Genomic DNA, 17,780 nt, shown 5'->3' with positions numbered 1-17,780 from the left:
AGCGGTCACACGGTGCGTATGTGAGTTAGTTCGGCGGGGAAGACGGATGGGTTACAGCGAGCTATTTATTTGCCGCGGACAATCAAGCACGAAGAGTGAATGACCGTTGGGAAGGGTCAGCGAGGCGATCAAGAGCGAAGCCAGGGCGGCCGCTCAGTTATCCGGCGACAGTCCGGGAATCGAGCGACGCGAGCATCGGCCGCAAGAGTCCTTCCAGCAGCGCGGGTTCCGGCCGGCTACGTGCGAGTACCCGAACGCCGAGCAAGACCGCCAACAGGAGTCGAGCAAAGTCTTCAGCAGGCTGCGCGGATGAGATCTCGCCGGTTTGCTGCCCCGCGCTCACGCAGCGGCCGAAATAGGCCTCAAGTTTCACCAGCACGCCCGCCACGACTTGCTGGAACTCCGGATCATGCGGAGCCATTTCCAGCGCCGAATTCACCAGCATGCAGCCCTTTCGATCCTTGTCAGTCAGTGAGCGGTGGACGATCTCATCGAAGAAAGCCTTGATCGACTGAAGCGGCGAGAGCGTGCCGTCGAAACGCCGGACACGGTCGTCCACGCTTTGCGACACGTAGTGAGCCAGCGCCTTGCCATAGAGCGAATGTTTGTCGCCGAAAGCGTTGTAGAGGCTCGCGCCCGTGATGCCCATGCTATCTGCGAGTTCACGAACCGAGGTAGCTTCGTAGCCACGGTTCCAGAAACACAGGACCGCGGCGTCGAGTACGGCGGCTTCGTCGAATTCTCTTGGCCGTGGCATGCAGTCCCTCACTCCCTTGAACAAGCCCTTGAACGAGGCGATATTGCCATTCCGTTTTCGTTACGATATTCTAAATCGATCGATCTAAATCATAAATAACAATGCGCGTCGGGCAATGAAGACGGCGTCGCTGCCTGAGTCTTACAGTTGCATTTCAAGGGTGCGCATCGGCGCGTCCGGATGGTCTCTCCTTTATCGCGCTGTCCGTGACGTTTGACGCCCTCCGCGCATGGCGCCTGGCGGGACCCTGCCGTCCGCAAGCGGCCCACCCCATCACCCAAGGACGACATGATCCGTTTCTACTTTCACCCGACACCGAATCCCGCGAAGGTCGCGCTCTTTCTCGAAGAGGCAGGACTCGACTATGAGGTATTTCCCGTCGACACCAGCAAGGGCGAGCAGCATCTGCCGGCATTCAGGAGCATCAATCCGAACGGTAAGGTCCCCGCCATCATCGATACAGACGGTCCCGGCGGCACCGAAGCACGGGTGTTCGATTCCAGCGCCATCCTGCTCTATCTCGCCGACAAGACGCAGCGTTTCGCGGGTAAGCCCTCGGACCGGCCCGAACTGCTCTCTTGGCTGTTCTTTATCAGCTCCGGACTCGGCCCCTTCTCCGGCCAGGCAGTGCACTTCCAGCACGGCGCACCCGAGAAGATTCCGTACGCGATCAACCGGTATCGGCGGGAGATCGAGCGGCACTATCGCGTGCTTGACGAGCACTTGTCGGGGCGCGACTACATCGTGGGAAACGAGTATTCAATCGTCGATATGTCCGCGTGGGGATGGCTCGAGCGCGCGTCGCGGGTGTTAGCCACCGACGCACCGCTTGCCGCTTTCCCGAATCTGAGCCGTTTCTTTGACGCCATTTGCGTACGCCCAGCTGTCGCTCGGGCGCGAGCGGTAGGCCGCGAACTTACGTTCAAGCGCGAGGTGGACGAAGAGACGCGGCGCGCGTTGTTCCCATCGAATTATCCTGAGACCACGCGCTAAGCAAGAGCTCGCTTAGGGCGGATGGTTTTTGACCTCGGCCTGCGATCGACAGAAGCAAGCCGATCCGGCACAATCCGCTCGCTTTGTTGTGTGCCGTTAGGACCACCGCGCATGCGATTGCGCCGCGCTTGCATGCCGGATCTGTAGCTTGCAGCCGCCGCGAAGCATTGGCTTGCAGCGCGGCCAAGATCGATCCCGACATAAAATCGCGGTAATCTCCGGCGTCAGAACCTTGGGCGACGAGCCTCGCGCACTGCAAGAGACCCGTCGAAATACCTGCTGTAGATGACCGCGCGAACTGTATCCATCCCCGGCGCCGGGACCGTCGACACCCGTCGGCAAACCCGTCGCAATTTATTTGAAGCGCGCTGTAACCCGATTCCGCGATGAAGCGAATAATACAAAGTGGTTCTGTGCCTGGTGTCGAAGAACGGTTGAGGGCCTTGTTCATTCGCGGCCTGAATGGCGACGCTGTCGCCTACCGGACGTTCCTCGACGACCTGACGGGACATCTGCGCGGCTTCCTGAGAAAGCGCATTTATTACCTGCAGGACGACATCGAGGATGTCGTGCAAGAGATCCTGCTGGCCGTGCACAACAGCCGCCATACCTATCGCCCGGACGAGCCGCTCACCGCCTGGGTGCATGGGATCGCACGTTATAAGCTGATGGATTTTTTCCGCGCGAGATCGCGGCGTGAAGCATTGAACGATCCGCTGGACGACGCGCTCGAGATCTTCGCGACCTCGGATGAAGAACCCGCCGATGCCAAACGCGATGTCGGCAAGCTGCTCGAACAATTGCCGGACCGTCACCGGCTGCCAATCGTTCACGTCAAGCTGCAAGGGCTCTCCGTGACGGAGACGGCGGCGCTCACGGGCATGTCGGAGTCGGCCGTCAAAGTGGGCATCCATCGTGGATTGAAAGCACTGGCAGCAAAGATTCGAGGCACCGCATGAAAACCGAGGACCTGATTTCGCTTCTATCGACTGGCGTGACGCCGGTCGACTCTCGCGTGCCCGCGCGCCGCTTCGGGCGTGCAATCGTAATGGGCGGGCTCGGCGCGCTCGTGCTGATGGCGGTGATTTTCGGCGTACGTCCGGACATCGCCGTGATCTCGCGCACGCCGATTTTCTGGGCCAAGTTTGCGTTCCCGACATCGCTCGCCGCGACGGCATTGTTCCTGGCGGTGAGGCTATCGAGGCCCGGTACGACCATTGGCAAGTTCTGGGCAATGCCTGCTGTGCCCGTGCTCGTTGTTTGGAGCGCGGCAGTCGCGGTCTTGTGCCTCGCCTCACCCGACGCACGCCTGCCGCTTGTCATGGGCTACACGTGGCGTACCTGTCCGTTCAATATCCTGCTGTTGTCGGTGCCGGCGTTTGTTGCTGTGTTCTGGGCAATCCGCGGACTCGCGCCAACCCGGCTGAGGCTCGCGGGGGCAGCGGGCGGCATGCTCGCGGGAACCCTCGCGACGATGGCCTATTGCTTCCACTGCCCCGAGATGAGCGTCGCGTTCTGGGCCGTCTGGTATCTGCTCGGCATGACGCTGGCCACGCTGATCGGTGCATTGCTTGGGCCGCGGTTCTTGCGCTGGTAAGTAAAGCTCTGCGTAAAAAATAGACCGCGGGCGTAACCCGGCCACTCCTCGAAACGAATAGAAATCATGCGTTAGTGCATGACGCTGCTTAACAGCTGGCAGCGCTGTCGCTTCGCTGTCGTTCCTTATCAGCGGAGTGGTCATGAAAACCAGCGAGTTCGTATCGATGCTTGCAACAGGCATCGTCCCGACCCATCCGCATGTCATCGCGCGACGCTTCACAACCGCCCTGTTCTTTGGATTATCCGGCGCTACCTGCATGGTCGTCGCCATCTACGGCGTGCGCGGCGACATGCCGCAAATGCTGACCACTCCCCTCTTCTGGCTGAAGGTTGCGTTCCCGCTCGCGGTCGTAGGCGCGTCGCTTTTCGTCGCGATGCGGCTATCACGTCCAGGCGCGGACACGACAATGGCCTGGGTCACGCTCGCCATTCCGCTCGTGCTGATCTGGCTGACGGCGCTGGTTGTGATGGTTGCGGCTCCGCCCACGCTCCGGCTTCAGCTTGTGCTTGGCAGAACCTGGCAAGTCTGCACGATGAATATCGTGATCTTGTCAGTACCCACGTTTGTCGCTGTGTTCTGGGCCATGAAAGGGCTGGCGCCAACGCGGCCGGTTGTTGCGGGCGCGGCAGCCGGCCTGCTAAGCGGCGCGCAAGCGGTGCTCGTTTATACGCTCTATTGCGTGGAGATGACCGTGCCGTTCTGGGGCGTGTGGTATGTGCTGGGCATGGCGGTCCCGACCGTCCTTGGTGCTTTGATAGGGCCCAGAGTGCTGCGCTGGTAAGTCGTGCAGATGGAGCTTCTACCGCGTACGGGTCCCCGTATCCAGCCGATCAACCCGCACTGGCGGCACGAACCAGGCAAGGCAAAGCCCTACGATCGCTGCCGCAGCCGCTAGCCCAAGTCCCACGTGTATCGATTCGATCAACGCACCGCGCGCGGACTGCATCATCGCGTCGCCGGCATGACCCGCCATGATCAGGCGACCAATCAGCGCCGCCTGTTCCGCACGATCGATCAGCAACTCAGGGCTCGCGAATGACTTAAACCACTGCGTCGCCTGATACGTATCCAGCGACCGATGCACGCCGCTCGTATAGAGGTGGCCGAGCAAAGCGCCCGTCATGGCGGTGCCAAGCATGCCGCCAAACAACCGCAGCGATTGCAGCAGTGCCGTCGCGGCGCCAAGATGGTCGCGCGCCACGAGTTGCTGCGAAAAGAGCGTGAGGTTCGACACGACCAGACCCAGCCCGACGCCGCTGAATCCCATGCACGCCATCCACACAAGATGAGGCACGGTCCCCGTGATCGCGACGAGACAAAGCGCGGCGCACGCGAACAGCGCAAAGCCGATATACATCACACCATTCGCATGCCTGATGCGCGTAACGATCCGGTTATTCAACACGCTGCCCACCGTCGTACCCAGCAGCAGCGGCGTGATCAGCATGCCTGAGTCATGCGGCGACATCGCAAAGCCGCCTTGAAATAGCAAGGGCACGTAGAAGACCAGCGAGAAGAGCGAGAAACCACCGAGCACCGCCATCGCGAACAACGCCGCCAACTTTCGATCCAGCAGCATGTCGATGGGAACGATCGGGTAAGTCATGCGTTTTTCCCAGAACAGCAGCACCGTTGCGCCGGTTAGAGTTAAGAGACCTACTGCACAGGTGAGGGGTGTGATTCCTTCATTCGGGACCCATTCGATCACCAGTTGCAGCCCGCCGAACGTGGACGCCAACACCAGCGCGCCAACCCAGTCCAGCTTTACCGGGCCGGCTGAACGCGGCCTCCGGAGATGTGGCAGGAAAGCGTGCACGAACAGCAACGAGACGATACCCACCGGCAAGTTGACGAAAAACACGAGCCGCCAGCCACCGTACTGGGTCAGCACGCCGCCTAGCGTCGGGCCAACAATATTCGCTAAAGCAAACGCCGAACTGACAAACACCAACCAACGCAGGCGAAGCTTCGGGTCGGGAAAAAGATCGGCGACCGTGGCGAACATCGTGCCCACCAGGATGCCGCCGCCGATCCCTTGCAAGCCGCGCGCGATCACGAGGAACATCATATTGCCCGCCATGCCGCACATGACCGATGCGATCGTGAAGAGAATAATCGCGGCCATCAAGAACGGCTTGCGGCCAAACAAGTCGCCTAGCCGTCCGAAGATCGGGATCGTGATGACCGATGTCAGCATGTACGCGGTCGCGACCCATGCATACAGATCGAATCCCTTGAGATCGGCGACTATACGTGGCAGCGCTGTCCCCACAATCGTCTGATCGAGGGCGACCAGCATCGCTACAAATGAAACGCCAAGCATCGCCAGTACCGACTCGCGGAACGGCAGCAACTGTCCAGCTTCAATAGGTGCAGCGGGTGCAGCGGTGTCCGGGGTCATGGCGTTCTCCTGATGCTGTCGGGAACTGCGGTGCTGGCGGTCTACGCCGGGTTAGCGTGCCTCAGGCGGCGTGCGTGCGCAAGTTAAGTCGTGAGGCACGCCAAGATGGGCAGCAACCGTGATGTTGGTAGTTCGGTTACCTATTCGATACGGTTACACGTATCAGCTCACTTCCTGTGAATCTTCCGTGCGCTGGCCGGCGCGCTTGGTGTTTGGCTTGCCCTCGGAAGTTTTTATTACCGCAGTGTTATATACGTTTCACACGAGCTTGCGGATGCACCAAGCCAATTTCGCGTTGGCTGTAACCGGTTTTTACGGAGCGACGAAATACCTATCAGGCGACGCGACTTCTTGATCAGGCATTCGCCAGCCTTATTTGAACTGCGAATAAATACCGACGCTCGTCAATCTTGACGACGATGGACCGTGACCGCGGTTCTGCCGAACCGCGTCACGTTCTACGACATCCTTCCTTTTACCTTCGGAGCCCATCATGCGTGCTTCATCGATACTGTCCCTCGCAGCGCTGCTCGTTGCCTTCTCCACCGCCACGGCCAGCGCCGCGTCCGCGAACGCATGCAGCGCGTCGAGCCCCGATCATCGCGCCGCGCTCGTCGAACTCTATACGAGCGAGGGTTGCAACAGTTGCCCGCCTGCCGACAACTGGTTGAGCGAACTCGATCATGCCCGCAAGACCAGCACGATCGTACCCCTGGCACTGCATGTGGACTACTGGGATAGCTGGGCGTGGAAGGATCGCTTTGCGCAAGCCGCATTTACTACACGACAGCAACAACTGACCTACACGGGCGGGGGCCACGTGGTGTACACGCCGGAGATTTTCGTAGGCGGCCGCGAGTTGCGAAGCTGGTCGAGCAACGCCAGCTTCGAGTCCCGCATTCAACAGTTGAATAGCGAAACCCCGCTCGCCGATATCCACATTGGCGGTCATCCTGCCGCGCCCGGCCATGTCGCATTCGACGCTGCATTCACGGCTCGCCAGAACCTTCCCGACGATGCGGTCGCGTACGCCGCGGTGTACGAAAATCAGCTCGTCAGCGCGGTGAAAGGCGGAGAAAACAGCGGAGCGACACTGCATCACGACCGCGTGGTGCGTCGCTGGATCGGGCCGGTCCGGATAGTCGACGGACGCGCGGTGATTACCGGCGACTACGCGTCTGCCGATGGCCACGAAGGCGTGGTGGCATTCGTCGAGCGCGGAGCAACGGGGGAAGTGCTGCAAGTGGCAGAACTGTCCTCGTGCGGCAGCTGACGCTCTGACGCACAAATGCTTAGTGCTATTGGCGACCCGGGCCGCGGCTTATACCGCGTTCTGAGCGTCGTTATCCCACGTAGGAAAAGGGTCCGTGAATCACTGCCAAGCTTGCGGACCCTGCGCCATTTCCACGTCGTTGAGCAGGCACGCATCCAGGCGCGTCGTAACGTCCTTTCGTCCATTTTAATGCCGATCAGCACGAGCTCTTGCCGCGCGTCGCCGACTTGAGGGTCCCACTCATCATCGATCGATTTGAGCGATTCAGCTCTTCCGGCCAGTAGGCTTTTGGTACGGCTGCCCAGCACCACCCCATCTCGCAGTGCCGGCATACGGCGCCCGCCTGCCCTCTCGATTCTTCAGGATGTGATTGAGCAACGTGCTCTTTCCTGCGCCCAGGAAGCCCGACAAAACAGTCACCGGTAGCTTGTCCATTCTTTCCGTCCAAAAAGTTCTCGCACAATTGGTTACGAATGTTATAACATTTCATTTGTAAATTGTAGAACTTTTTATCCGTCTGGCGTTCCGCGCGCTCCGCTTCAGCCGCGCGGCTCGTCACGTCTGCACCTGGCGCCTGTCCACTATCGATTAGGACTACGTTCTTTACAAACGAAGGTCAGTCCTCGGGGACCCTATTACGTCGCCGGGCGGCGCACATCCAACACAACCCTTCCAGAAAAATAATCGATGAAAAATCGTACGCTCATCGCCCACGGGGCCTTATTGTTGTTCGCACAGATCGTTGCAGGACAGGCCTATGCCGCAGGTCCGGACGGTGCCGTATCAGGCTCCGTCATCGATAGTTCCGGCGAGCCCGTCGCCAACGCCAGCGTGACATTGCAAGACGCCAGCGGTGCGTCCGTTGGCGCCACAAGCACAGACGGTACCGGACACTTCGCGGTCCATCATGTCGCGCCGGGAACTTACGCGGTAGTCGTTGCGGCGCCGGGCTACGCAAGCGGCAGCAGCATCGCGACGGCGAGCGAGGGCGTGGATGCGTCGGTGTCGATGGCGCTCAGCAAGAGCGACGCGATCGATGTGCAGGTCAATGCAAAGCGGCTCGATCGCGCACGCAACGGCCTGCTGCCTGAAACGGGCAGCAGCGTGTATCGCTTCAGCCAGGCGGATATTGATACCCTCCCCGCCGGCCAGGACACGCCGCTTAACCAGGTGTTGCTACAAGCGCCCGGCGTGGCGAGTGACTCGTACGGCCAGCTGCACGTGCGCGGCGATCACGCGAACCTGCAATACCGTATCAACGGCATCATCATTCCGGAGCCAATCAGTGGATTCGGCCAGTCGCTGGATACGCGCATCATCGACCAGCTCAATCTTCTGACCGGAGCATTGCCCGCGCAATACGGCGACCGCACGGCGGGTATTGTTGATATTCATACGAAGAACGGCGACCAGGGCAACGGCGGTTCCATCGATGTCTTCGGCGGCAGTCACCAGACCATCAAGACCAGCGCGGACGTCTTCGGCAACCAGGGACCGTTCAGCTACTATTTCAGCGGCTCGCTGGGCGAAAACAATCTTGGCATCGAGAATCCGACTTCAAGCGCGAGCCCGATTCACGATCACACGCGTCAGGGCGATGCGTTCGGCCTGATGTCCTACATTATCAATCCGCTCACGCGCGTGAGCCTGATGTTCGGCACGACCAGCAACCAGTTCGAGATTCCCAATACACCAGGCTTGCCGACCGCCTTTACTTTGAATGGCAACACCACGTTCGATTCGAGCAAGCTCAACGAGACACAATCCGAACTCAACCAGTTCGCGGTCGTCGCGCTGCAAGGTACCAACGGCGGCGCGCTGGACTATCAGGTCGCGCTCTTTACTCGCTACTCGCGTACGCAATTCAATCCTGATCCGGTGGGCGACCTGCTGTTCAACGGCGTGGCAGCGAATGATTTCCACAGCGATAGCGCCAACGGCGTTCAGGCTGATACGACCTATCGGCTCAACGATAAACACACGCTTCGCGCGGGCATTTCGTTCCAGCAGGAACACGCGATCTTCAACAACAACCTGAGCGTCTTCCCCGCCGATGCCGACGGTAACCAGCTCTCCGATCAACCGTTCAACGTGCCTGATTCGAGCAGCAAGACGGGTTATCTATATAGCGCGTACGTTCAGGACGAGTGGAAACTGACCGACAAACTCACGATCAACTACGGCCTGCGCTACGACAAGATGGACGAGTACGTAAGTGCAAGCCAGCTGAGTCCACGCGTGGGCCTCGTCTATGCGTTGACGTCTTCAACAACGGTTCACGCCGGTTATTCCCGTTATTTCACGCCGCCTGCATTCGAGCTTGTATCGGGCGAAGATATCGCGCGCTTTGCCGGTACGACCGCCCAGGCGTCGACCCAAAACGATCCTGTACAACCGGAACGCAGCCACTATTTCGATCTCGGTGTCACGCAGCGGCTAAGCTCGACTATCACGGTAGGCGTCGACGCGTACTACAAGAAATCGACGAACCTCCTCGACGAAGGTCAATTCGGCACTGCGCTGATCTTCACGCCTTTCAACTATCAATACGGCCGTGTCTACGGGGTCGAATTCACCAGCAACTATAAGCAGGGCAATGTTTCGGCCTACATGAACGTCGCGTTCAGCCGCGCGCAGGGCAAGGACATAGACTCAGCACAGTTTAATTTCAGCGCCGATGAACTCGCTTTCATCAGCAACCACTATGTGTTCCTCGATCACGACCAGCGTGTGACTGCGTCGTTCGGCGGCGCTTACCAGCTGGGTAAGACCACCTTCACCTTCGATGGCATCGTGGGTAGCGGCTTGCGCAGCGGCTTCGCAAACACGGACCGCTTGCCTGTGTACACGCAGGTAAATCTCGGCGTGATCCATCACTTCAACTTCAACGAACCGCTGATCGGCAAGTTCGATGCGCGCCTCCTGCTCATCAACGCGTTCAACCGCGTCTACGAGTTGCGCGACGGCTCCGGCATTGGCGTGGGTGCACCGCAGTATGGCCCGCACATTGCCGTGTACGCGGGCGTCACGAAGAATTTCTAATCAATCGGATTACTTAGCGAAGAGGCTTTTATCATGCAGGATTGGGCAGGAATCACTGCCGCGGCACAAGTCGGTGGCTGGGTGGTGTACCCGCTCACGCTGCTGGCCGTGCTCGCGATCGCCATAGCAATCGATCGCGCTTATATGTTCGTTCGGTTTGCAAGCCAGCCGGGAACCGGCACCAACACGCTGCCGGCTCAGCACGCGTTCAAGCGCCTCGACGCAACGGTGGAAGCCCCAACCGGCACACCGTTATGGTTGGTCGAAGCCCGCGCGCAATCGGTCGCCACGCGTATCGAACGTGACATGAGCCGCGGCTTCTGGGTGTTGGAGACTATCGTGACGGCCGCGCCCCTGCTCGGGTTGCTGGGGACCATTGTCGGAATGATGCATTCGTTCCAGCTATTCGGAGGCAATGGCCTGGTTAATCCTGGCGGTGTGACCGGTGGCGTGGCGCAATCGCTGGTGGCCACGGCTATCGGATTGGTCGTCGCGTTGTTCGCGCTTTTCGCATTCAACTATTTCTCGCGACGCCTTGAACGCCTGATCGATGACCTCGAAGTGCACGCCAACGAGCGCCTCAGCGAGATTCGGCTCAAGGCCGAAAGCGCTGGGGCGATGGCCGGAGATGCGCAATGAAGTTCCGGCGCTCGCGGGCGTCGAAGCGTGGGCGCATCGAGATCATTCCGATGATCGACGTGATGTTCTTTCTGCTCGCCACCTTCATGCTGGCGTCGCTGGCTATGCAACGGCTGGATGCAGTCAGGGTCGATTTGCCGAGGGGACAGGCGCAGCAGATGTCCGTGGATCAACCGTTGACGCTCGCGGTCGATCGCACGAACACGGTCTTTTTGAATCGACAGCCCGTGCGTCTCGATCAGGTGGAAGCCGGCGTCAGGCGGCTTCTCAAACCGGACCGGAACGTAATCATTGCCGCGGACCACGCCGCGGCGCAAGGAGCCGTCGTTCAGGCCATGCTGGCCGCACGCCGCGCGGGCGCGGAGCATTTCCTGATAGCGATAAATCGTGAGTAGCGGGATGGGGAGACGTGCAGATTTGATGGATGCGCCACGACTCAGATTTAGCGTGGCCCTTTTGATTGCGTTTGGCCTTTGGGCCGTTCTGCTGACCCAGATCGTGAACCCGCTCTTGCGGCCTCTGCCGAGCGTCGCTGCCCCGGTACAAGCGACTATGGAGATGCGTCTTGTCGAACTGGCCGCGCCTCCCGCCAATACGCATGCAGTTGCCCCTTCGACGGCTCCTGCGCCAGTCACCCCGCAAGCGCACGCACGACGAGATCCAACGCCCGCCCGAGTGACGAAACCGCACGAAATCCAGCACCCGACCCAGGAGCACTTGATTGCGAAAACGGACCAACCGGCACCGCCAGCGCAACCGGAGGCACGCCCCTCGGCGATATCTACTGCAACTGTTACGGCGTCATCTTCCGCATCGCCGAGCAATGCGGCAGCCACGCCTGAGGGTTCCGCCGCACGTGCCATCAGTCAACCAATGCCTTCACTTCCTGACGATCTTCGTGAAGATGCCTATCAGATGATCGCCATCGCGCGTTTCGATATCCACGCGGATGGAACGATTGAAGTAGAACTTTCGAAGCCCACGCAGAACCCTCGCCTGAACGCGCTACTGATTGAAACGCTGCGAAAATGGCGTTTTTTCCCCGCGATGCAAGGAGGACATCCCGTGGAAAGTCATCAGGACGTGCGTGTGCATTTCAACGTCAGTTAAGCCCATGCCCTCGGCGCGAGCCGCGAGCGCACTATGGATTGGCAAGCGGCCGTCTTCAGGATCAAGGTTTCTGCCTATGCCTCAACTCACACCGTAAGCGGCCATCGCGCAAGCTGCACGTGCTGCGTTTTACCGACCCTGCTATCAACCAGAACAAACTCGCGCGCGGTCCAGCGAACCGGTTCGATAGTTCGTTCGGCGACTTCGAGCTTGTCGTAAAGCAAGGTCACATGTGGCGTGAAACTTGACGGTTTTAGATTAAATCCCGCCTTCGCCAACGTCGCGCCGAGAATGCCGTGGAACTCCTTTAGCGCAGCGATGCCTTCGCTTCCAAGTAGCACGACAGGCCGATCGCGGGCCGTCCGGTGAAAACTGGCGGCATGATCAAACGCAACGTCGAATGCAGGCATTGAAATGGTGGAAGCAGCGGCTTGTGCCCAAGATGCGACACGCTCAAAGAACTTATCGTGGATACCGATGAAATGCACTGTCACGTGAAAGTGTGCAGTCGGAAGCGGCTTTCCTTGCAAGCCATGTTCGACACGCAGACGTTGTGCCAACCGTTCGATATTCAAAGCCGTATCCGGGTCCGGCACAATCGCGAAGAATAGGCGATGACGCTCAACCGGCAACGGCGCAGGTATTGCGTCTAATCCCGGCGGCACTAGATGCTCTGGCATACGCTTGTCACGCCCACGGCTCGAGTTCCAGCTTTAACCAACGCTCCCATCACCCCAGCCTACTACTCGTCGGCCGACGAAACCGGAAAAACGTTTTCGCTTTCTTCGGTGGCGGTTCATCACCTAGCAACCCGAATTCGATGGGCGCGCGCGTGTAGAAAACATGCACGTGCTGTGCACGCACCACTTCCAGTATTTCGTCGGCTTCATGCTCGGTCACTGCCAGAATGACTTGCACGGGCTGGTCAGCGAGTTTAAGAATATGCGCGGCATGATGAGCACCTGCGTGCCCGATGCCTTCCGCTGCACTGATGACGGTCGCCCCTCGAATACCGCGTTTGCGAACCTCTTGCAGAAGCCATTCACAAAACGTCAGATGACCGCATTTGCGATTCTGCTCAGTGTAGAACGTCAGTTGATAGCCGTTCATACCGACCTCCACGGCGACATTCCGAGTGCTGACCGAACGCCGCCCTTACAAACTTCATGCGTACACTCGCCGCGCAGATTAAAACAGATCGACTGCGTGACGCTGGCGATAAATCGCACGATACTTAATTGTAGGTCACGTCCTTAATACCGTCACGCTTGGCGCAATGCAGCAACCGGCTGATTCTCACGGTTCCCCCAGCACCTCATACTCGATCGGAGCACGCGTATAGGACAGCTTCGCGCCGCCTTGCCTGAGGCTCGCGAGCAGCGCGTCGATCTGCGCATCTTCCGCAACGACCGTCACCACGACCGGTTGATCAGCCAGTTCGAAAAACCGCGCAGCATGATACTTGCCGAGCATATCGATAGCTTCGGTAACCTCGACGACCGTCGCCCCCACAATGCCGATCTTCCTGGTCTCTTCAAGGATCCAGTCGACCACCGTCAGGTGATGCATGCGATGACCCTGCGTCGCGGCATAGACCGCAAGCTGACTGCCTTTCATGAGATCCTCCGCTCGACTGGTGCTCATACGATCGTCGATGCATCGTTGACCCGCTTAAACCCGCGCGATCGTTTCAATCCACCATCCGGACTTTCCCCGAAGCGAGATCGTAGATCGCTCCGACCACCTGCACCTTGCCCGCCTTCACATACTCTCCGATCAGCGGCTGCGAGACCCTCAAGCGGTTGGCATTCAGCCGCACGTTTTCGATCGTGGCGTCCGCCACCAGATCGCCGTGCCCGTGCGTTCTGGCAATCTCGACGGCCGGCCTGATCGCCCTGACCAGTTCGGGTAAATGGCCGGGCAGGACGGCATGTTCGCGGATCGCCTTGACTGCGGCGGAGACCGCGCCGCAATTTGTATGTCCGAGCACCATGATCAACGGTACACCCAGGAACTTCACTCCGTATTCCAGGCTGGCGAGTCCATCGTCGTTGACGAAATTGCCGGCGACCCTGACGACGAACAAGTCACCCGGGCCTTGATCGAACGCCAATTCCGGCGCCACCCGCGAATCCGCGCAACCGACAATCGCCGCAAAGGGGTATTGCGCTGTGACGCGTGCTGCCCGGCCAGCAGAATAGTCCTTGTTTGCAGGCGTATTGGCGGCATATCGATTGTTGCCCTGCAGCAAACGAGCAAGTGCATCCGAGGGTGCAATCGCGTTGGGACCAGGCCCCGTTGAAGGTTCATCTGCACGCGCATCCTTCAACGAAAACGCAGCAAGAGTCGCGGACGCCACACCGGCGAACAAGGCGCGCCGCCGCGACAAAGAACACATCGAATCAACGCACATGGATCACCTCCTCCAGAGGAATAAATGCCGCACCATCGCCGGACGTTGATCCACGTCCCACGCTCCTCGATAGTGCGCCAACCGCGTCCGGGCGAACGTATTCTTCGCCACATCGCGCTTTAATCACCGCCGTACCGGCAACTTCCACTCGCTCATTGCATCCCGGCGACGGGAACCACCATGACGGGTTGTGCGTACCTTACGTACGCCACAGGCACGGCAGCGTAGCTGCGCTGCACCGGCACATAGACCACTGGCTTCGGCGCGGGCACGTGGACTGGAACCGCAACAACAGGGGCCGGGCGCACCACCGCGACATACCTATGATGAACAGGTACAGCGTAATAGACAGGCCGCGGCGGCGGCACATAAACCACCGCTGGTCCTGCGTAGACAACCAATGTCCGGGCTTCAACGCCGGTGGAAATCATGAGGCCTAGAGCGGTGGCGGCGGATGCACTGATAAGACGAATATTCATGTGAACTCCCTTCGATTCGATCGGCAGGTCTCGTCTTCTTTGGAAGCCGTTCCGCCGGATCATTCGCATTGCTTGAGCGCCTTGCGAATCCGTTAAAGCGCTCGTAGCGCCGACCACCGAAAGATACGCAAAGAGAGCTTGAAAGCCACGTCAAAACATATTTCATTCGATGTCACGGACCATCGGCGCTCGGACGCCGGAGCGAACATTTTTGTAGGGAGCAGATGCTTAGTTCACGAGTCCCATGCGTGACATGCGGCGACATGATTCGTAGCCGGTTTGTCATTCATTTTCCGGTGCCGGTCGATAAGCTTCGGTCTGCCATCAGTCAGGGCCGCTTCAAACGGCAAAACACAGACGCTCGCAACCGATGGCAAACGAACCCTTCATTCACTGGAATTCACTGGAGCACCCCATGAAAAATACGATTGCCGTCTTCGTCCTGTCCATCGCCGCCTCCTTCGCCAGCGCGGGCGCCATGGCGCAAACCGCGCCGCAAACCACGGTCAGCCCGCAACGCATGGAGCGCGCAATGCAGCAACTGCAGGCGCGCTTTGCTGCCGCCAACACCACGCACGACGGCAAGCTGACCCAGGCGCAAGCAGCGCAAGGCATGCCAATGGTCGCGCAGAACTTCGATCAGATCGACACGCAAAAAGCCGGCTACATCACGCTGCCGCAGATCGAGCAATTCATGCAGCAGCGCGCGACATCGCACTGACGGCGACGCGACAAGAGGTAGAAGCTTTTTGTTCTGTGCGTACTGGACTATTGTTTTTGAACTGAGGAGCGCTTTGCCTTCTTCCTGCAGCCAGCGTGGCGTTCATCCTGACGCTTGCGCCTTGCTTGAAGCAGCTGGAGGCGAGCGTGCTGAACCCGTGGTCTGAAAGTCTGCCGGCCCAAGCACTGCTACAGAGGCTTGGCGAACATCAAGAAGCCCGACCGTCCGACGCATTGAAGGAGACATGAATGGAGAGTCAGCCGAAGATCATCGTTCTCGACGATGAAGCCGAATTGCGCAATATGCTGCAGCGTTTCCTGAGCAGTCACGGATTCGAAGTCCGCGTAGTCGCCGACAGCAAGCGGCTTGATCGCTATCTGCAGCGCGAGCCCTTCGATTTGCTGATCCTCGACCTGATGATGGATCAGGAGGATGGGCTGTCGGTCTGCCGGCGCTTGCGTGCCGAAGGCCAGACGCTGCCCATTCTTATCCTCACGGCTAAAGGCGATCCCGTCGACAAGGTCATTGGTCTCGAAACCGGCGCCGACGACTACCTCGCCAAACCGTTCCTGCCGCGCGAACTCGTTGCACGCGTCCGCGCGCTGCTGAGACGCCAAAAGATTGCTGCAGGCGAACCTGTACTCAGGTCGCAGACCGTGCGTTTCGGCGACTATTGCCTCGATCTCGGCAAACAGCGTCTGTACAAGTCGGGCGAGGTGTTCGAGATTCATTCTACCCAGATGCTGCTATTGAACGCGCTGGGTGCCTCACCGAACCGGCCCGTCAGTCGCGACAACCTGATCGCCCGCTCACGCGGACGCGACCACGATGCGCTTGATCGCAGTATCGATGTGCAGGTACTGCGGCTGCGGCAGATCGTGGAAGCCGATCCGTCGAAACCGCGCTTCGTCAAGACGGTGTGGGGCGTGGGCTACATGCTGGTCGCGGAAGTCGAATCGTGAGCCGGCGGATGAGCCAGATCACGCTACCGCGCTCGTTGTTCGCACGTAATATCGCGCTGCTGGTGGCGCTGGTCATTGTCAGTCAAATTAGTTCGTTAAGCGTATTATTCCACTTCGTCCAGAGACCGCGGATCGAACGCGCCGCCGAAACTTTCGCGATCTACGTGCAAACGCTGGATGACCTGTTGAAGACCACGGCGCCGGACGCGCAAAAAGGACTCGCGGTTCGCTTCGAAGCCAAGCGAGAATTCCCTGTCGGCGCCGCCTCGGAACCTGCGGTGACATGGCGTAATTTTTATCGGACTTATCAGCGCGATGTTTTTATCGATACCTTGCGCCAGCATCTGCCCGCGAACATGGAGGTTCAATGGCAAACAGAAGGCGAACAACGGCTTTGGCTTCGCGCGCATCTGGGTCTTGAGCCTTACTGGATCGCCCTGCCCGTTCCTGAGGCCGCGCACAACGACGGCGCGCTCTCGGCAATCGCACTGTCGCTTGCGCTTGGTGGACTTGCCATCGTCACCGCCTACCTGATCCAGCGCCACATCAACCGGCCGTTGGGCGATCTCGCCAACGCAGCGCGCCGTTTGAGCTCGGGAGACGCGCATCAGGCACTACGTGTGGATGGACCGACCGAGATCGCGCAGGTAAGCGTCGCTTTCAACCAGATGGTCCACGCGTTGCAGGAAGCCGATGCGACCCGTTCGCTGATGCTCGCCGGTATCTCCCACGATATCCGCACGCCATTGACCAAGCTGCGTCTCGCGGTAGCCATGACAACGCCATCGGAAGAACACGATGAACTCGCGGTATCGACGGATCATTATCTCGATCAGATCGACGCCATTCTCCAGCAGTTCATGGACTATGCCGGCAGCGGCACGCGGGAGGTGGCCGAGGTCAGTGATCTGAATGCGCTCGTGAGCAATCTTGCCGCCGACTTCGCGGGTCTCGGTCACGTGTTCCAACTCGCTCTCGGCGACCTGCAACCGTTCGCGTTTCGTCCTATCAGCGTCATGCGCGTGCTGATGAACCTGATGCAGAACGCGGTGCTTTATGGCCGCGTGGGTTTGTCGGTGCGGACGTGGACCGACGATGTCATTCACACCGCGTACGTGGAGATCGCCGATCGCGGCAAAGGCGTGAATGAAGGCGATCTGAATGCGTTGAAAGCACCGTTCAAGCGGGGGCGATCGACGGGCAAGCATCCGGGAGGTACCGGGTTGGGTCTGGCTATCGTCGAAAGGATCGCGAAGCTCCATGGCGGTGAGCTTCAATTAGCGCAACGCGAAGGCGGCGGGTTTGCGGCTGTCGTCTCGTTGACCATGAGGCAGCAAGAGGGACGTGGCGCGGTTTAAAAGCCCTCGCAAGCGAAGCGGCTGCCGCGCAT

19 protein-coding genes and 1 pseudogene are annotated in these 17,780 nt (G+C 59.5%); 12 read left to right on the top strand and 8 right to left on the bottom strand.

The annotated features are described in order from the left end of the window. Positions 1–157: 157 nt before the first annotated feature. Positions 158–757, bottom strand: a complete 600-nt coding sequence (locus FH08_RS0141870) for a TetR/AcrR family transcriptional regulator (RefSeq protein ID WP_031364074.1) — start codon at positions 755–757, stop codon at positions 158–160. 288 nt (positions 758–1,045) lie between these two features. On the opposite strand from FH08_RS0141870, the gene FH08_RS0141865 reads away from it, so the two are divergent. The 4 genes from FH08_RS0141865 to FH08_RS0141850 all read left to right on the top strand — a co-directional run bounded on the left by FH08_RS0141865 (position 1,046) and on the right by FH08_RS0141850 (position 4,131). Beyond that, positions 1,046–1,750, top strand: coding sequence for a glutathione S-transferase family protein (locus tag FH08_RS0141865; RefSeq protein ID WP_031364073.1), 705 nt, complete (start codon positions 1,046–1,048; stop codon positions 1,748–1,750). Between the two features lie 386 nt (positions 1,751–2,136). Continuing rightward, a complete protein-coding gene (locus FH08_RS0141860) occupies positions 2,137–2,709 on the top strand; it encodes a sigma-70 family RNA polymerase sigma factor (RefSeq protein WP_031364072.1) in 573 nt (190 codons plus the stop codon). Beyond that, on the top strand, positions 2,706–3,347 hold the full coding sequence (locus tag FH08_RS0141855; protein WP_031364071.1) for a DUF1109 domain-containing protein: 642 nt from the start codon (positions 2,706–2,708) through the stop codon (positions 3,345–3,347). The genes FH08_RS0141860 and FH08_RS0141855 overlap by 4 nt, the downstream gene beginning before the upstream one ends. Positions 3,348–3,489: 142 nt before the next feature. Next, complete coding sequence (locus FH08_RS0141850) at positions 3,490–4,131, top strand: DUF1109 domain-containing protein (protein ID WP_031364070.1); 642 nt, start codon at positions 3,490–3,492, stop codon at positions 4,129–4,131. A gap of 18 nt (positions 4,132–4,149) precedes the next feature. Here FH08_RS0141850 and FH08_RS0141845 read toward each other — a convergent pair whose 3' ends face one another. Further along, a complete protein-coding gene (locus FH08_RS0141845; protein WP_031364069.1) occupies positions 4,150–5,751 on the bottom strand; it encodes an MFS transporter in 1,602 nt (533 codons plus the stop codon). Between the two features lie 493 nt (positions 5,752–6,244). On the opposite strand from FH08_RS0141845, the gene FH08_RS0141840 reads away from it, so the two are divergent. Next, entirely contained in the window at positions 6,245–7,024 is a 780-nt protein-coding gene (locus tag FH08_RS0141840) for a DUF1223 domain-containing protein (RefSeq protein ID WP_035568595.1), read from the top strand. A gap of 339 nt (positions 7,025–7,363) precedes the next feature. On the opposite strand, the pseudogene FH08_RS54545 reads toward FH08_RS0141840, so the two are convergent. Further along, positions 7,364–7,459 (bottom strand): annotated as a pseudogene (locus FH08_RS54545) (GTP-binding protein); the annotation flags it as partial. A 252-nt stretch (positions 7,460–7,711) separates the two neighbouring features. Between FH08_RS54545 and FH08_RS0141835 the strand changes: the two are divergent. From FH08_RS0141835 to FH08_RS53810, 4 genes are all read left to right on the top strand, one after another. Then, on the top strand, positions 7,712–10,066 hold the full coding sequence (locus FH08_RS0141835) for a TonB-dependent receptor (protein ID WP_031364067.1): 2,355 nt from the start codon (positions 7,712–7,714) through the stop codon (positions 10,064–10,066). Positions 10,067–10,099: 33 nt separating this feature from the next. After that, complete coding sequence (locus tag FH08_RS0141830) at positions 10,100–10,705, top strand: MotA/TolQ/ExbB proton channel family protein (RefSeq protein ID WP_031364066.1); 606 nt, start codon at positions 10,100–10,102, stop codon at positions 10,703–10,705. Then, positions 10,702–11,100, top strand: a complete 399-nt coding sequence (locus FH08_RS0141825; protein WP_031364065.1) for an ExbD/TolR family protein — start codon at positions 10,702–10,704, stop codon at positions 11,098–11,100. The genes FH08_RS0141830 and FH08_RS0141825 overlap by 4 nt, the downstream gene beginning before the upstream one ends. 478 nt (positions 11,101–11,578) lie before the next feature. Beyond that, positions 11,579–11,815: an energy transducer TonB gene (locus tag FH08_RS53810; protein WP_235210669.1), complete on the top strand. Its 237-nt coding sequence runs from the start codon at positions 11,579–11,581 to the stop codon at positions 11,813–11,815. Positions 11,816–11,901: 86 nt separating this feature from the next. On the opposite strand, the gene thpR is transcribed toward FH08_RS53810, so the two are convergent. From thpR to FH08_RS0141795, 5 genes are all read right to left on the bottom strand, one after another. Then, positions 11,902–12,495 carry an RNA 2',3'-cyclic phosphodiesterase gene (gene thpR / locus FH08_RS0141815; protein ID WP_031364063.1) on the bottom strand — a complete coding sequence of 198 codons (594 nt, stop codon included), beginning with the start codon at positions 12,493–12,495 and terminating at the stop codon, positions 11,902–11,904. 49 nt (positions 12,496–12,544) lie between these two features. Next, positions 12,545–12,925 carry a DUF190 domain-containing protein gene (locus FH08_RS0141810; RefSeq protein WP_031364062.1) on the bottom strand — a complete coding sequence of 127 codons (381 nt, stop codon included), beginning with the start codon at positions 12,923–12,925 and terminating at the stop codon, positions 12,545–12,547. 186 nt (positions 12,926–13,111) lie between these two features. Then, the gene (locus FH08_RS0141805) at positions 13,112–13,432 is read right to left on the bottom strand and encodes a DUF190 domain-containing protein (RefSeq protein ID WP_031364061.1); all 321 of its coding nucleotides are present in this window, start codon (positions 13,430–13,432) and stop codon (positions 13,112–13,114) included. A gap of 73 nt (positions 13,433–13,505) precedes the next feature. Continuing rightward, entirely contained in the window at positions 13,506–14,228 is a 723-nt protein-coding gene (locus tag FH08_RS0141800; protein WP_031364060.1) for a carbonic anhydrase, read from the bottom strand. A 152-nt stretch (positions 14,229–14,380) separates the two neighbouring features. Next, positions 14,381–14,707, bottom strand: a complete 327-nt coding sequence (locus FH08_RS0141795) for a hypothetical protein (RefSeq protein ID WP_031364059.1) — start codon at positions 14,705–14,707, stop codon at positions 14,381–14,383. 415 nt (positions 14,708–15,122) lie between these two features. Here FH08_RS0141795 and FH08_RS0141790 point away from each other — a divergent pair, with 415 nt between their 5' ends. From FH08_RS0141790 to FH08_RS0141775, 3 genes are all read left to right on the top strand, one after another. Continuing rightward, positions 15,123–15,428, top strand: coding sequence for a hypothetical protein (locus FH08_RS0141790; RefSeq protein ID WP_031364058.1), 306 nt, complete (start codon positions 15,123–15,125; stop codon positions 15,426–15,428). A gap of 248 nt (positions 15,429–15,676) precedes the next feature. Beyond that, positions 15,677–16,390, top strand: coding sequence for a response regulator (locus FH08_RS0141780; protein WP_031364057.1), 714 nt, complete (start codon positions 15,677–15,679; stop codon positions 16,388–16,390). Beyond that, a complete protein-coding gene (locus tag FH08_RS0141775) occupies positions 16,387–17,748 on the top strand; it encodes an ATP-binding protein (RefSeq protein WP_051888934.1) in 1,362 nt (453 codons plus the stop codon). Before FH08_RS0141780 ends, FH08_RS0141775 begins: the two co-directional genes overlap by 4 nt. Positions 17,749–17,780 lie beyond the last annotated feature (32 nt).

The organism is Caballeronia sordidicola (genome assembly GCF_000729995.1).
Classification (GTDB): domain Bacteria; phylum Pseudomonadota; class Gammaproteobacteria; order Burkholderiales; family Burkholderiaceae; genus Caballeronia; species Caballeronia sordidicola_A.
Note: the sequence above shows the minus strand (reverse complement) of the source record. Positions and strands in the feature narration are given on the sequence as shown.

Bases quoted from the DNA above. Each gene is read 5' to 3' on its own strand.
- FH08_RS0141870 (WP_031364074.1), bottom strand. From the start codon at position 757: ATGCCACGGCCAAGAGAATTCGACGAAGCCGCCGTACTCGACGCCGCG.
- FH08_RS0141865 (WP_031364073.1), top strand. From the start codon at position 1,046: ATGATCCGTTTCTACTTTCACCCGACACCGAATCCCGCGAAGGTCGCG.
- FH08_RS0141860 (WP_031364072.1), top strand. From the start codon at position 2,137: ATGAAGCGAATAATACAAAGTGGTTCTGTGCCTGGTGTCGAAGAACGG.
- FH08_RS0141855 (WP_031364071.1), top strand. From the start codon at position 2,706: ATGAAAACCGAGGACCTGATTTCGCTTCTATCGACTGGCGTGACGCCG.
- FH08_RS0141850 (WP_031364070.1), top strand. From the start codon at position 3,490: ATGAAAACCAGCGAGTTCGTATCGATGCTTGCAACAGGCATCGTCCCG.
- FH08_RS0141845 (WP_031364069.1), bottom strand. From the start codon at position 5,751: ATGACCCCGGACACCGCTGCACCCGCTGCACCTATTGAAGCTGGACAG.
- FH08_RS0141840 (WP_035568595.1), top strand. From the start codon at position 6,245: ATGCGTGCTTCATCGATACTGTCCCTCGCAGCGCTGCTCGTTGCCTTC.
- FH08_RS0141835 (WP_031364067.1), top strand. From the start codon at position 7,712: ATGAAAAATCGTACGCTCATCGCCCACGGGGCCTTATTGTTGTTCGCA.
- FH08_RS0141830 (WP_031364066.1), top strand. From the start codon at position 10,100: ATGCAGGATTGGGCAGGAATCACTGCCGCGGCACAAGTCGGTGGCTGG.
- FH08_RS0141825 (WP_031364065.1), top strand. From the start codon at position 10,702: ATGAAGTTCCGGCGCTCGCGGGCGTCGAAGCGTGGGCGCATCGAGATC.
- FH08_RS53810 (WP_235210669.1), top strand. From the start codon at position 11,579: ATGCCTTCACTTCCTGACGATCTTCGTGAAGATGCCTATCAGATGATC.
- thpR (WP_031364063.1), bottom strand. From the start codon at position 12,495: ATGCCAGAGCATCTAGTGCCGCCGGGATTAGACGCAATACCTGCGCCG.
- FH08_RS0141810 (WP_031364062.1), bottom strand. From the start codon at position 12,925: ATGAACGGCTATCAACTGACGTTCTACACTGAGCAGAATCGCAAATGC.
- FH08_RS0141805 (WP_031364061.1), bottom strand. From the start codon at position 13,432: ATGAAAGGCAGTCAGCTTGCGGTCTATGCCGCGACGCAGGGTCATCGC.
- FH08_RS0141800 (WP_031364060.1), bottom strand. From the start codon at position 14,228: ATGTGCGTTGATTCGATGTGTTCTTTGTCGCGGCGGCGCGCCTTGTTC.
- FH08_RS0141795 (WP_031364059.1), bottom strand. From the start codon at position 14,707: ATGAATATTCGTCTTATCAGTGCATCCGCCGCCACCGCTCTAGGCCTC.
- FH08_RS0141790 (WP_031364058.1), top strand. From the start codon at position 15,123: ATGAAAAATACGATTGCCGTCTTCGTCCTGTCCATCGCCGCCTCCTTC.
- FH08_RS0141780 (WP_031364057.1), top strand. From the start codon at position 15,677: ATGGAGAGTCAGCCGAAGATCATCGTTCTCGACGATGAAGCCGAATTG.